Source organism: Paenibacillus psychroresistens (assembly GCF_009728935.1).
Classification (GTDB): Bacteria; Bacillota; Bacilli; order Paenibacillales; family NBRC-103111; genus Paenibacillus_AC; species Paenibacillus_AC psychroresistens.
Genome location: NZ_CP034235.1, coordinates 7,119,643 through 7,134,292, shown reverse-complemented (window position 1 = coordinate 7,134,292; position 14,650 = coordinate 7,119,643). Strand labels below are relative to the sequence as shown.

Below are 14,650 nucleotides of genomic sequence, written 5' to 3'. Positions count from 1 at the left end.
CGCATTCAAGTGTTTTTCTAAAACGATTAAACGGAGGAATTAGCATGGTTAAAATGTATAAAAAAATGTTATTAGTAATGTTAATTGTAACGGCAACTTTTGTAAGCTTTTTAATAATTCCCAAGCACAGTTTTGCAGCTGATACGGACTGGATGTATGATGCCAAGTGGGGTGTCTGGGTTGATTATATGGCGGATGATCGAACAGACGAAACACAATCAACTTGGACACAATTATCGATGAACAGTACGGTTTGGAACAATTTAATCAATAATTTTGATGTAACTGGATTAGCTAACCAGCTGGCTGCGGCTAAAACAGGTTATGTGACCCTAACACTTGGACAGAATTCAGGATTCGTGCTTTCTCCGAATAGTACTTATGATTTGCTTATGGGGTATAGCCCTGCACGAACCTCTACCCGTGATTTAGTTAATGATCTTTATAATGCATTGAACCCTAAGGGAATTAAGCTTATGCTGTATATCCCAAGTGCCAAGCCTGGAGATGATTATTCAAATCCAACTGGCTGGGCTAATGTAATTAGAGAATGGTCAGTCCGCTATGGCACCAAAATATCCGGTTGGTGGTTTGACGGCTATTACGGACATACAGAAGTTACACAGCCTTTATCGGATGCAGTTCATGCTGGAAATCCAACAGCCGCTATAACCTTTAACCCTGGAGTAGGCATTTCAGCAGTAGGTAGAGGAGAAAACTATACAGCAGGTGAAATTAATGATTTAAATGGAAGCTGCGGTTCACAGTATATAAGCAATGGAAGCTACAATGAACAATGTAATATAACAACCTTTTTAAGTAATTGGTGGGGAAAAGATGGATTTAACAATTCAACTTGTTGCGGAATTCCATCAGAGCTTGTGGGAGTAAAGGGACCCAAATATAGCAACGCTTACGCTACCAGCCGTATCAAAACCATTATAGATAGTGGTGGTGTTATCCAGTTGGATGTTCCGATTATGAATTCAGGCTTAATCTGGAGCTCCTATTTATCCCAGCTAAATGCAATCGGTGCTCAAAGCTATAGAGACAGTGCAACTGCAACTAATCTTGCCTTAAATAAGACAGCAACAGTTAGTGAATATTACAACAATATGGCGGAATATAACGGTGCAAAAGCTGTTGACGGAGATGGAGCCTCGAGATGGGCCACCAATGATACAACAACTACTGGATGGCTGGTAGTCGACTTTGGGACTAATATTACATTTAATAAAACGATAACTAAACAGTTTGATCCAGGTGGACAAAGAATTAAAGATTATAAGATTCAATATTGGAATGGAAGCAGCTGGCTAGATGCTTATAGCGGTACAACACCAGCTTTGAATCAAGCAGATACTTTTACAGCTGTGACAGGCAGTAAAATTAGACTTAATATTCTGAATATTAATGGTACGATGGGTCCATCCATATGGGAATTCGAGGTCTATAATACAAATCCGGCAAACCTCGCATTAAATAAAAATGTTACAGTTAGTGAATATTACAACAATATGACGCAATATAATGGTGCAAAAGCTGTGGACGGAGATGGAGCAACCAGATGGGCAACCAATGACATAACTACCAGCGGTTGGCTGGAAGTCGATTTTGGGACGAACACCACCTTTAATAAAACAGTCATTAAGCAGTTTGAGCCAGGCGGGCAGAGAATCAAAGATTATAAAATCCAATATTGGAATGGAAGCAGCTGGTTGGATGCGTATTCCGGAACAACTCCGGGACTTAATCAAGCAAATACGTTTTCAGCAGTAACAGGCAGTAAAATAAGGCTCAATATTGTAAATATAAATGGAACCATGGGTCCTTCGATATGGGAGTTTGAAGTTAAAAATCAGTAAGTTCATCATTTTTAAAGTGAAGGAGAAACTGAAAGTAGTCTATTAAATGACATTAAAGCAGACGTTCGAAAAGCAGCAGCATTTACGAAGTCTATTTTCGATGAAACGTATGGTGGAGACGGTTTTATCCATTCACCCGACGGTAAGTCCATCGTATATTACAAATATCGCGAAGCCCGATATAACGATGGAGCGATATGGCTGGTTACTACCGAGGGGAAAAACCGTTAATTATACAAGGATAACAATAAAGGTATACCTCAAAAAAGATCTAGCTGAGACCTCACTACCAATTGCTGATTGATTAAGCAGTTGGTTTTTTTTGTGATGCCTCCTTTCAGTAGATTAGACAACTAATTTGTTGTTTAGACCAAATACATGATCAGATAAAGCGGTTACAATATGAAAGGTAGGAAGCCAAATTTATGTGGGGGGAAAGTATAAATGAAGAAACGCTCCAGCTTTGCCATCAGTATTCTGATTATTATTTCATTAATTCTAACAGCTTGTGGAGGAAATAAAACAGCAACAACCAGCTCCGCTCCGAACAAAACGGAGGCTCCGGCAGCCGCTGGAGCAACGAACGACGAAGCTTTCACGTTGAAGGTAGGTGCGTGGTTTCTCGATGATTTGCCACAAAGCACGGATTTTAAAGCAGCGTCAGAGGCTAAATTTAAAGAGATGTATCCCAATGCCAAAGTCGAATGGGATATCCTCGTCAGTGAGAAATATTTTGAGAAAATGAAGGCGGAATTGGCTTCTGGAGTAGGCGATGATGTCATCTTCAATCAGAATATTCCTGAGTTGGCCAAAGCCGGATACTTGGCTGACTTATCCGATCAGCCTTGGGTTGGTACTGTATTGGATGCTACTAAGCCTTCCATTACCTTTGAAGGCAAGACTTATGGAGCCGCACAAACGGTTGCAACCTTCGGGATGTTCTATAATAAGAAGATCTTTGCGGATTTAGGGATTGCCGCTCCGAAGAACTGGACAGAATTGATGGACGCTTCCGAGAAGATCAAAACAGCGAAAATTGTTCCGATGGTAGGCGGATTTAAGGATCAATGGACCTTGTCTTACCTGTTAAGCGGACTTGCGGAAATTACTGCACAGAACCCCAATCTAGAAGCGGACTATTACAACGGCAAGGCTAAGATTAACGGACCTGAGCTGCAAGGTGCATTTGCTAAATTAAGCGAATTTGCCCAAAAAGGCTATTTAAACAAAAGCGCATTAAGCATCGATTGGCCGCAAACCCAGATTGAATTCGGCTCAGGCAAGGCAGCGATGCTTTATCAAGGAAACTGGCTGCCGGGTGTAATGGCGCAGATTTTCAAGGATAAAGGATTTACACCATTCGAGGTTGGTTTCTTCCCAATTGCCGATGAAAACGGGAAAATATTGATGGGAGTCGGCCCGGATCATAGCGTTTCGGTCAATGCCAAATCGAAGCATTTGCAAGCTGCCAAAGACTTCCTTGCCTTAACGCTTTCGCAGGATGTGCTTTCAGTGAACTTGAAGAATGTTGGGCTTCCCGGATTAAAAGGAATTACAGCAAGCTATGATCAACCGGCAATGAAGGAAATCAATGATGCGTTGCAGAATAATCCGACTACCTTGCACCAATTTATTTATGGCTCGTTTGCGAAATCTGCTGCAGATGGCATGGTCCGCATGGGAGAAAAGATCATTGCCGGCGAAAAAGCCGAAGGTGATCTCGATGAAATTCAGAAGAACTATGATAAAGATAAGGCATCAATTATCCTGCCTTAGTTCTGTAAAAGCATAATAACATTCAGGCCAATTGCGGAGAGGTTCACGTGCTGCAGTTGGCCTGTAACTTAGGTGGTCCTACGATGAGAAAACGTAAATCTCTGCTCCATGCAATCTATTTTATTCTGCCTGCTGTTATCCTGTTCTTGACCTTTGTTTATTACCCTTTCATAAGCAGCTTATACTACTCGTTTACCTTATGGGACGGAGTCAGCAAGCCTGTTTATATTGGGTTGGAAAATTACAAGAATCTGTTTGACGATAAGCTCGTGATGCATGCGGCTTTAAACACTTTTTATATTGTACTGTTTGGCGTGATCATCAACAATCCGCTCTCGCTGTTTATGGCGCTGCTGCTGCATAAACCGTTAAAAACGAGAAGCCTGCTCCGTACTGTTTTTTATATCCCTGTTGTCATAAGTATGGTCGTTATTTCGGTAGTTTGGGGAAATTTGTTGCAATATGAAGGTGTGGTAAATGAGGTTTTACTCCGCTTGGGCCTTGCTGATTATATCAAAGATTGGTTAGGCAATACGGGAACATCTTTGATTGCGGTTATAATGATTAATGTTTGGTATGCCACCGGATATGGGGCTGTGATTTATCTGGCGGGCCTCGAATCGGTACCTTCCGAGATTTTTGAAGCTGCGCAAATCGATGGCGCCAAAGGCTGGAAAAAGTTCATTTATGTGACGCTGCCCTTGGTTATGCCTTCTGTTACGATCTGCACCTTCCTCGGTATGGTGGGCAGTCTGAAGTTCTTCGATCTTCCTTATGTGCTTACCAATGGCGGCCCCGGCGATTCTACATCAACATTGGCTTTGGTCATTTATAAATTTGCTTTTAAGAATTCAAACTTTGGTTATGCCACGGCAGCGGGTATTCTATTCATGATTCTTATCCTGATCATTACTATGCTGCAGCTGAGCTTTACGCGAAAAAGGGAGGTTGAATACTAGTGAGTGCAAATCCTGCAGTCTCCTCGAAAAAAAGCAAGCTGGGTTTGTATGTGCTTGAAGTCATCCTGCTAATAGTTGCGATATTTTACTTGTATCCTTTCTATTACATGCTGGAATCAAGCATTAAGCCTGCCAAGGATTTCTACATTCCCTTAAAGCTGCCAAGCCAGATTTTCTGGGGAAACTACCATTTGGTTTTCGCAAAAGCCAATGTGCTTGAGGCCTTCACCAATACGATATTAATCTGTTTGGGCACTATGCTTTTGCTCGTCGCTGTCTCATCTATGGCGGGCTATAAGATAACGCGAAGAAGTGAGAAGCTGTTTCAAATTATGTTTTTTATATTTTTATCGGGACTGATTATTCCGCTGCAAACGAACATGGTTCCTATTTTCAAGCTAGGCATTGTGCTTCATTTAATTAATACCCGGACCTTTCTGATTCTATTGTATACGGGGACTACGGTTCCCTTTGCAACTATGCTGTATGCCGGGTTTACGAAGAATATCCCTCTGGAGCTTGAGGATGCGGCAAGTATAGACGGCTGCGGACCGACCCGGATGTATTGGGCGATTATTTTTCCGCTGCTTTTACCTGCTACAGGAACCTTGGTGGTGACGACTGTCTTCTGGTTCTGGAATGATTTTGTCGGCCCTTTGCTATACCTCCAGGATCCGCATAAGATGACCTTAATTACGCAAATTTTCCGCTTCAAAAGTGAAAGATCCAGCGATTGGGGACCGATATTCGCACTTTGTTCTCTATGCACCTTGCCACTGATTGTGCTGTTCTTGTTCACACAGAAGTACTTGCTCCAAGGCTTAACGGCGGGTGCCATTAAAGGCTGAGCCATAATGCCAGAAGGCCTGAGACAGTTAATGTTAAAGGCTTTTTGGTGTGAAATGTGCTAAAGTAGGCTTTACAATAAGCGGATTAATAGAGGAGAACCATGGCTAAGGTACCTGTAAAAAAACTTGATTTTCTTAATTTGGCGCCTTACGTAAGGTATGTTCAGGTATATAACTCCAATGAAGAATATAAAGTACCGCCGCGGGTGATTTACGATCATGAAATCGTGTTTATGCTGAGCGGGAAATTCGTTCATTATCTGGATGGAATTCGATATGAGCAGCAAGCGGGAGATGTGTTCTTTCTGCGTCCGCACGTAAAGCATTCGACGAATATTATTAAGGGCGAGAACATCAGTTATTATGCCGTCCACTTCGATCTCGAGTATATGGGGGAGCAGCTGGATTTCTCCGCCATTGATGTTTATGCCAACGTCGATTACCAGCATATTGATTATGTGCCTATAGAGGAAGAACTGTCGGAGAGGCCTGTTATCGAGCTGAGCGAAGTGATGTTTCCGAGTCTGATCCAGGCAAGGGAGCCTCTGCTCTATATTCAAGCTTTTCGCGAAATGCACGATATTTTCAACGAGAAGCTGTTTGGGTATCATTTATTCCTGCGTGCGCATTTGCTGCGGATTCTGGGCTATATGGTAAGAGATGTAACAACTCCGTATGGGGTTAGAAAAGAATTTTCCCATCGCACAGAAATTACGGAAGCCATTCAATATATGTATGAGCATTACAAGGAAGAGCTGGATTTCAACAATATTCCACAGGCTAAATATTTATCTCCGAACTATTTTCGCTCCTTGTTTAAGGAAGCTACAGGGAAAACTCCGTTGGAATTGCTGACGTTTCTGCGAATTGAGCAGGCCAAAAGCTTGATGCAGGAAGGCAAGCATTCGGTCGGCGACATCTGTTATTCAGTAGGCTACCAAGATATTCATTACTTTAGCAAGCTGTTCAAGAAAATGGAGGGAATGTCTCCCAAGCATTACATAGATTCATTGAATGTGCTTAAAAGCTGAAAAGTGTGTTGAAAAGAACAAGAAGATAGTTGGCTAGACCAAATACGAATCGTCCCTTACATCTTACAATGGTTAAGAAAGGAGACGATAGGAATGTCTTTAAAAGCACAAATTGGGGTTTATTATTTTCCGAATTACCATGCAGATCCAGTAAATGAGCAGCGTCACGGGAAAGGCTGGAACGAGTGGGATTTGGTGAGAGCGGCTACACCGAGGTTTGAAGGGCATCAGCAGCCAAAGGTTCCGTTATGGGGTTACGAGAATGAGGCTGACCCTCTTGTCATGGCTAAGAAAATTGATGCTGCCGCTGATTTCGGGATTGATAGCTTTATATTTGATTGGTATTGGTACGATAATGCGCCGTTTCTTAATAGAGCTTTGGATCAAGGCTTTCTGCAGGCCGGCAACAATGAACGGCTGAAGTTTTCAGTGATGTGGGCCAATCATGATTGGATCGAGATTATGCCGGCAACCCGACATAAACCGTATTCGGTTTTAGCCCAAGGGGCTGTTTCCGAGCAAGAATTCATTCAGGCTACTAATTATATGATCGAGCATTATTTTGCTCATCCTTCTTATTGGCGAATCAATGACGGACTGTACTTCTCTGTCTATGAGCTGATGAAACTTGTTGAGGGCTTTGGCAGCTATGCGGAAACGACGCGAATATTGAGCGGCTTTCGTGATAGAGTACGTGCTGCAGGATTAGGAGAGCTCCACTTGAACGCAGTGGTTTGGGGCATTGCGAACCTGCCTGGGGAACAGAAAATTGAAGACGTAAACGGTCTGTTGAATGAGCTGGGCTTTGACAGTATCACATCATATGTGTGGATTCACCATGATGAGCCGGTGGATTTCCCGGCCACAGATTATGCCAAATATCGCGACGTAGCCTTATTAAATTTCGAGAAATTCACCACTGAATATACACTGCCTTACTTCCCGAATGTTTCTATGGGTTGGGATGCCAGTCCGCGCACCATTCAAAGCGATGTTTATGATAATTTGGGTTATCCGCACACACCTATCCTAACAGGAAATACTCCTGCAGAATTTAAAAAGGCGCTGCAAGCGGCCAAGGATTTTTTCAGCAAGGGGCTTTCCAATCCACCCGTACTGACGATCAATTCGTGGAATGAGTGGACAGAGGGAAGCTATATTGAGCCGGACACGGAGCATGGGATGGAATATCTCGAAGCGATTCGCGATGTTTTCGGAAGCTGATGGAGGGAGCGAGGGCAATGGACTATTCCAGCGAACAGATGGATGTGGACTTTAGCAACCTGGCTCCTTATGTCCGTTTTGTGCAGAAATACGAAGGTGACGATACGTATAAGCTGCCTAGAAGAATTATTTATGATTATGAAATTGTTTTGGTGCTGCAGGGAAAGTGGATTTATACAATCGATAATCAAGGATATGAGGTCAATGCGGGGGACATGCTTATTGTTCCCCCTTATATTCAGCATTCCTGTTATGTGCCCAAAGGCGAGTCGATCCAGTATTATGCGATTCATTTCGACCTGGTTTATCTTGGGAAAAAATTCGATTTCTCCGCAGATGAGATTTATAATTCTGTGGACTATCAGCATATTGATTTTGTGCCGGTGGATGATGAACTGACGGAGCGCCCTTTGGTCGAATTTAGCGAGGTGAAGCTGCCTTACTGGGTACAGCTTAAGGAACCGTTTTTGGTTGTATCGCATTTTCAGGAAGCATTGACCACATTTACGGAAAAGCCTTATGGCTATATGATTAGTTTGCGCTGCACCATGCTGAAGATTATCGGGTTTATCTTGAAGGAGCTTACAACATCCAACGGAGTAGATAAACAGCATTCGCACCAAGAGGAAGTTACCGCAACGATTCAATATATGTATGAGCATTTAACCGAAGAAATTGATTTTAATGATATCGCCCACTCGCTTTTTCTCTCTCCTAATTATTTTCGGACTTTATTCAAACAAGCTACCGGCAAATCAACCGTTGAATATTTAACCTCCATTCGTCTGGAGAAGGCAAAAGCATTGATGCAGGCTGGAAATCTAACGATAAAAGCCATATCGGAAGCGGTTGGGTACAATGATTTGCAGTATTTCAGTAAAACATTTAAGAAGTTCGAAGGTCTCTCGCCAAAGGGCTATGTCCATTCTCTTTCCATTCATCCGCTGAGGTAAATATTAAGTGAATAATACAAGTGATTTCGTAAAATAGACCCATTACATTTCTTTTGGCAGCGCTTACAATTAAACGGTAGATCCAAATAACTTATACAGGAGGTTTATAATGGTAAAAGGAATTAATGTGTGGAAAAAGAATCTGGCTTCGCCTGGACGTCTAGCATTGGCTTGTTTTCTTGCTTTGTTGATCTGGTTGGTTTGCATGATTCCGATGATGGCGCATGCCGCAAATTCAAATGGAACTGCTGTAGGTGTTATCCGCTGGGATGCCCAAATCGGAAGCAGTGCTACAGGGACTTTGGCAGGAGTAGGTCCGGATGAGGAAAGAGCGATGGCGCCTAGTGTCTGGCATTTCAGGCTTCCCTTCTACGCAACGGAGCCAACAGCAAATTCAGATACAATGAATGGGACTACGCAGGCAATAATGGATCAGGAGATCGCCTATGCCAAGGATGCCGGAATTAATTATTGGGCATTTGACTGGTATGGAAGCGAAACGGGCATGCAAACGCAAAGAAATTTATATTTATCCAGCACACATAAGAATGATGTGAATTGGGCGATCATCATGTTCACGCATCCTTTATCTTCAACGGATCAAACCTGGTTGATTACGCAATTCCAAACCTCGAATTATCAAAAGGTAGCAGGCGGCAGACCGCTGGTGTATGCCTATAATTACTCCGCTCTGGTGGATACCGCTCAAATTACCGCTATAAGATCACAAACGTTTGCAGCCATGGGCGTCCAGCCTTATATCGTTGCGTTGGATTATGGCAGCTCCAATGCCGCAGCTTTTGCTGCGCAAATTGGCGCAGATGCTGTCAGCAGCTATGTGACTACAGGCAGCAACGGAAATGCTTATTCTATCGGAGCATCTGCTGAGCAGTCGAATTGGAATAACTATAAAGCGACTGGCTATCCGGTTATTCCTTGGGTTACACAAGGATGGGATCCAAGGCCGCGGATTAATTTAAGCAGTCCGCCTTACGGCTACGCTTCTTATCCTGCCAATAGCTATGAAACGGCTTCGACGCCGACTGAGCTTGCGAACCAGCTGCAAAGTGCGATTAATTGGAATGCCAATAATGCGGCTTCAGCACCGGCAAATGCGGTGTTGATGTATGCCTGGAACGAGTTCAGCGAGGGCGGATATATATGTCCTACGCTCATTCCTGGCGGGGGAGGAGTTAACCGCAACTATCTCGATGCGATCAAAGGCGTAAATACAACACCGGTTGGGGGAGGCAGCTCCTTTGTAACAGGCAAAACACTTTCCGGTACTATCAGAAACAACTATGGCGATTATGTAGGTACAAAGATTACAGTAGGAAGCACGCCGATAACGGTCACCCAGCTAGGCCGATATTATGTGGCAGGCAACAGCGGCACGCATACCCTAAAAATAGTCAATGCCAGCACCGGTGCGGATTTGGCGAGCTCCGTAATCAATATGAGCACAGGAACGGCGGATGGTTTGGGCTTCAAGTATGTCGCACTCAACACTCCGCAAACCCTCGCTGCAAACACGGCTTACTATATTGTTTCTTTGGAGACGAATGGCGGAGATCAATGGTATGACGGGAATACAGCTTTAACGGCAACAAGCGCAGCTGTCATTAACAGCAATGTTTATAAAAACGGCAGCTATGTAACCTCCGGTTCAACCGGGAACAGCTTTGGGCCAGTAAATTTCAAATATACGAGTGGAACCAATCTGGCATTAGGCAAAACGTACAGTGCATCCTCGCAATGGGATGCCAGTCAAGCGGGTGCAAAGGCCTTTGACGGATCCAATAGTACAAATTGGCAGGCGGGTTCGGGAACTACCTTCAATGGCCAATGGGTTCAGGTGGATTTCGGGTCAAGCACAACCTTTGGCAGGGCGGTCATTAATGAATATCTGGATAATCGGACTTCAGGCTACCGCATTGAATACTGGAATGGGTCAAGCTGGGCTACAGCATACACAGGAACCACAATCGGGCCTAATAAAACGGTAACCTTTACCCCGGTTACAGGAACCAAAGCAAGGATTTACTTCACATCCGGATTATATACGCCGATTATTTTTGAGTTTGAAGTTTATAGCAGCTAGCTGGGATTGAAATAAAAAAAACGATTGGTAGATTTGCAGGTGTAAATGACAAAGAGGTTGATCTTCAAGTAGTTTAAACTACTTGAAGATCAACCTCTTTTATATTATTTGACAATTAGTAAACTCCTCCAGCCTATGGGGGAGTTTGTTCCTTAAACAGCGCAGAGCTGAATAAAAAGAACCCAGCAGGTTTGCAGGGTTCGGATATATAAATAAATTGTGCTCAAAGCAATACTATGATATATTTAAAATCGTATCTGTATTTTTAAAAAAATAAAAAAACGTAGTAATTATTCTCTACAAATTAATCTTACCACAAGATTTCACGCTTGTCAAACGTTCTTTTTTTCTACAAAATTTACGGAGAGTGAGTGTGTTCAGGGATGATGAACTCAAATGATTGGCAGCAAGAGCAGGAGCGACTTGATCTGATTACAGAAAAGCTGAAATCAAGAATTGTTGAGCTGGAGCCTAAGGTAGATCAACTGAGTAATCAGGCGGCAGACATTCGAAAACGGTTTTGGGAAGAAGTTACGGTCAATACGAGCACGCATGAAGATTTTGAAGAGTCTTATTTTACAATCAAACAGCAGTCCGCGGTGTTGTCCGAGCGGGAACGCAGTCACCAATTGAAGCTGCAGCAATGGAAAAATATGAACCGTCTGCTGCCATCTCCCTATTTTGGGCGGATCGATTTTGAAGAGGGTGGCCTAGGCGTAAGCGAGCAAGTTTATATCGGTGTGTCCTCCTTTGTTGATGTAGATGGTATGAGCTTCCTGATCTATGACTGGCGTACACCTATTGCGAGTTTGTATTATGATTATTCTCCAGGGGCGGTAGCCTATGAAACGCCGGGAGGGCTTATCACTGGAAGGATGGAGCTGAAGCGGCAGTATCAGATTCGCGACGGTCAGCTCCAGAATTTGTTCGACTCGAGCTTGACGATCGGCGACGAATTACTGCAGCAAGTGCTTGGCAAAGGTGCGGATGCACAGATGAAGAGTATCGTGTCGACTATCCAAAAGGAGCAGAATGCCATCATCCGCAACGACAAAAGCTCGATGCTCATTGTGCAGGGAGCGGCTGGAAGCGGGAAGACCTCTGCGGCCCTTCAACGAGTGGCTTACTTGCTGTACAAAAACCGTGAGAGACTCAAGGCCGATCAAATCGTCCTATTTTCGCCTAATCCGCTGTTTAACAGCTATGTATCTACAGTCCTTCCCGAGCTTGGTGAGGAGAATATGCAGCAGACGACCTTCCAGGAATATCTTGAATATTGGCTGGGATCTACGGTAAGTCTTGAGGATCCGTTCGATCAGCTCGAATATGTGCTGACAGAAGAAGCAACGCCAAGGTATGACTCTAGACTGAATGGGATTCAATATAAGTCATCAGAAGCTTATCTTCAAGCTCTCCAAAGCTATGCAATGTGGCTAGGGCGGGAAGGCATTCAATTCAAAACTATCCGGTTCCGGGACAGAGATTTGATCACCATCGAGAAAATGAAATCGCAGTTCTATAGTTATGACCCCTCAATCCGTCTGGTCAATCGAGTCGGTCTGCTGCAGGAGTGGCTGTTGCGAGAACTGACCTTGCTGGAGCGCAAGGAGCAGAGTGCGTTTTGGGTACAGGAGGAGCTCAACTATCTCGACAATGAGGATTATGCCGCAGCATATAGCATGTTGCATAAAGAGAAAGGTGTCTTTGACTTTGCTGAAGAGTATGCCAAGGTTCAGGAGATACTGAACAAAAAGCGACGGGGAGACGAGGGTGACTTTGACTTTGTCCAGCAGGAAGAAGACCTGTTGACCCGCTTGATCGTGAAGGAGCATTTTAAACCGCTGAGACAAAGTGTAAAACGCTTGCTGTTTATAGATATGAATGAGCTATACCTTCAATTGTTCAGAGACGATGCTGCTTATCGGGAAATGACGGGTGTGACCGAAGTGCCTAAGCTTTGGCCGCAAATCTGCGAGCAAACCACGGAAAAGCTGAGCAATCTTGAGCTTTTTTATGAGGATGCGACACCATACCTGTTCTTAAAAGAACTTATTGAAGGCGTTCGGACAAACACGATGGTTCGGCATATTTTCGTCGATGAGGGTCAGGATTACTCGATGTTTCAATATGAATTTCTCAAGAAGCTATTTCCCCGCGCTCGCATGACGGTGCTTGGAGATTTCAATCAGGCCATCTTCACTCAGGCAACGAATTTGCACGTGGTGGATTCACCACTGATTCGGCTTTATGGCGAGGCGGATACAAGTCAGTTCTTTCTTGTCCGCAGTTATCGTTCAACCCGCGAGATTGTGGAGTTCACGAAATCGATATTGCCAAGTGGGGAGACGATTGTACCCTTTGAAAGAAGGGGGAGTAAGCCGCTTCTAGTAAGAGTGGACAGCAGCGAAAAGCGGGCAGAACGAATGGCAGCGGATCTAGCGGCTCTTCAGGCTGAAGCCTTCGCTTCAATTGCTGTTATTACGAAGACGGCGACCGAGAGCAGAGATGTCTATGAGACATTGGCGGCTCAGGGCTGCCAGGAGCTGAAGCACATCACGAAGAAGACTCCCAATTTCGCTAAAGGAATTCTGGTAATTCCCGCGTATCTCGCTAAAGGAGTTGAATTCGACGCCGTACTGATCTACGATGCTTCTTCACAGGCCTATCAACGGGAAAGTGAGCGAAAGCTCTTCTATACAGCATGCACGCGAGCGATGCATCGGCTTCTTCTTTACACGACGGGGGTATGGACACCCTTTATTCAGGGGTTGGATATCTCTTTGTATAAGGAACAGCATTGAGGACTTTGTTTGTGTGCTTAATTGGATTTGCATCTGGATTGTATAAAATGATGACATGAAACTAAAGATAAGCGAGTCAAAAGCATCCCTTTGCATAAGATTAGAAAAATATGAATAAGGAGTTAACTTTATGACTTATATCTCATTGAATAATGACGTTCTTACATTTATCAATGTATTCACAGTTGAACCCGAAAATCAGGAACGTCTAATCGAGTTGCTTACCAGTGTAACAGAGGTCTCCGTTCGACACGCTCCTGGATTTGTTTCTTGTAGTCTCCATCGTGGTAAAGAGGGGACTAAAGTTACCATGTATGCTCAATGGAGAAGTGAAGAAGATTACCAAGCTATGCGAAATGACCCCAAACCGCTTCCCTATCTTCAGGAAGCATTGACAATAGCTACGTTTGAACCAGGTATGTATGAAGTCGTCCAAACATTTGAACCATCCTAGGATAGCCCTTACAAGCTCATATCGGTCTACCGCAATGCTCGCCATTGTGGTATTTTTGCATTTTAGAGAAGGTGGGTTTTGATGGATAGCATTTAAAAAAATATGAGTGGCTAATAGATTGCTTTTGAAAGACTGCAATGATATGTTGTTTCCAAGGAAACATAATTTTAAAATAGTAGAGGAGATGAATATATATGGGCATTATAGAAAGCTTGGCAAAGCGCTTCTCACGAAAAGCAATTGTAGTAAATAAACAGCAGATTACCGCTCAAACGTACCATATCTCGATTAAATTGCAAGACTCGAAAGCCCTTTCATACAAACCAGGGGAATTTCTGCGTCTGATGGTTGGTCTGGATCAACCGGCTAAGCTATCTGAGATGCTTCGGACCTATTCTGTTTGGAATTATGATGCAGGCAGCCACTGAAAGAACAAATTGAATTATTTTTAGAAAAGTCTGTTGGAACTGGTATGCTGTATGTTGGCGGTGATGGGCGGGTTTGTGTTGAATTGCACAAGCATTTCAAGCAAACCTTGAATTGGAGCAATCAGCAAATCAAGTCAAAGCCATTCTGGATCCCAGGTAAAAAGGGGCTCGAATAAAGTGTTTGTATGCAGAATCGGAGGTAAGAAGAAT

At 43.6% G+C, this 14,650-nt stretch carries 13 protein-coding genes; all 13 read left to right on the top strand.

Annotated elements, in window-relative coordinates:
* The first annotated feature begins 44 nt into the window (after nt 1-44).
* The 13 genes from EHS13_RS32125 to EHS13_RS37305 all read left to right on the top strand — a co-directional run bounded on the left by EHS13_RS32125 (nt 45) and on the right by EHS13_RS37305 (nt 14,616).
* The gene (locus EHS13_RS32125) at nt 45-1,865 is read left to right on the top strand and encodes a discoidin domain-containing protein (RefSeq protein ID WP_155704277.1); all 1,821 of its coding nucleotides are present in this window, start codon (nt 45-47) and stop codon (nt 1,863-1,865) included.
* A gap of 46 nt (nt 1,866-1,911) precedes the next feature.
* Nucleotides 1,912-2,169 carry a hypothetical protein gene (locus tag EHS13_RS32120; protein WP_155704276.1) on the top strand — a complete coding sequence of 86 codons (258 nt, stop codon included), beginning with the start codon at nt 1,912-1,914 and terminating at the stop codon, nt 2,167-2,169.
* Nucleotides 2,170-2,309: 140 nt separating this feature from the next.
* Nucleotides 2,310-3,641, top strand: coding sequence for an ABC transporter substrate-binding protein (locus EHS13_RS32115; RefSeq protein ID WP_155704275.1), 1,332 nt, complete (start codon nt 2,310-2,312; stop codon nt 3,639-3,641).
* A gap of 83 nt (nt 3,642-3,724) precedes the next feature.
* Nucleotides 3,725-4,600, top strand: coding sequence for a carbohydrate ABC transporter permease (locus EHS13_RS32110; RefSeq protein ID WP_155704274.1), 876 nt, complete (start codon nt 3,725-3,727; stop codon nt 4,598-4,600).
* Nucleotides 4,600-5,448: a carbohydrate ABC transporter permease gene (locus tag EHS13_RS32105; RefSeq protein ID WP_155704273.1), complete on the top strand. Its 849-nt coding sequence runs from the start codon at nt 4,600-4,602 to the stop codon at nt 5,446-5,448. Before EHS13_RS32110 ends, EHS13_RS32105 begins: the two co-directional genes overlap by 1 nt.
* A 101-nt stretch (nt 5,449-5,549) precedes the next feature.
* Entirely contained in the window at nt 5,550-6,479 is a 930-nt protein-coding gene (locus EHS13_RS32100) for a helix-turn-helix transcriptional regulator (protein ID WP_155704272.1), read from the top strand.
* A 93-nt stretch (nt 6,480-6,572) separates the two neighbouring features.
* On the top strand, nt 6,573-7,703 hold the full coding sequence (locus EHS13_RS32095; protein WP_155704271.1) for a glycoside hydrolase family 99-like domain-containing protein: 1,131 nt from the start codon (nt 6,573-6,575) through the stop codon (nt 7,701-7,703).
* 17 nt (nt 7,704-7,720) lie between these two features.
* Entirely contained in the window at nt 7,721-8,656 is a 936-nt protein-coding gene (locus tag EHS13_RS32090; protein WP_162463353.1) for an AraC family transcriptional regulator, read from the top strand.
* Between the two features lie 109 nt (nt 8,657-8,765).
* Entirely contained in the window at nt 8,766-10,757 is a 1,992-nt protein-coding gene (locus EHS13_RS32085) for a galactose-binding domain-containing protein (protein ID WP_155704269.1), read from the top strand.
* A gap of 386 nt (nt 10,758-11,143) precedes the next feature.
* Nucleotides 11,144-13,558, top strand: coding sequence for an RNA polymerase recycling motor HelD (helD, locus tag EHS13_RS32080; protein WP_155705601.1), 2,415 nt, complete (start codon nt 11,144-11,146; stop codon nt 13,556-13,558).
* A gap of 130 nt (nt 13,559-13,688) precedes the next feature.
* Nucleotides 13,689-14,012 carry an antibiotic biosynthesis monooxygenase family protein gene (locus tag EHS13_RS32075; protein ID WP_155704268.1) on the top strand — a complete coding sequence of 108 codons (324 nt, stop codon included), beginning with the start codon at nt 13,689-13,691 and terminating at the stop codon, nt 14,010-14,012.
* A 194-nt stretch (nt 14,013-14,206) separates the two neighbouring features.
* Nucleotides 14,207-14,440 (top strand): hypothetical protein, encoded by a 234-nt coding sequence (locus EHS13_RS32070; RefSeq protein WP_155704267.1) that lies wholly within the window; start codon nt 14,207-14,209, stop codon nt 14,438-14,440.
* A 44-nt stretch (nt 14,441-14,484) separates the two neighbouring features.
* On the top strand, nt 14,485-14,616 hold the full coding sequence (locus EHS13_RS37305; protein WP_264373561.1) for a hypothetical protein: 132 nt from the start codon (nt 14,485-14,487) through the stop codon (nt 14,614-14,616).
* The last annotated feature ends 34 nt before the right edge of the window (nt 14,617-14,650 follow it).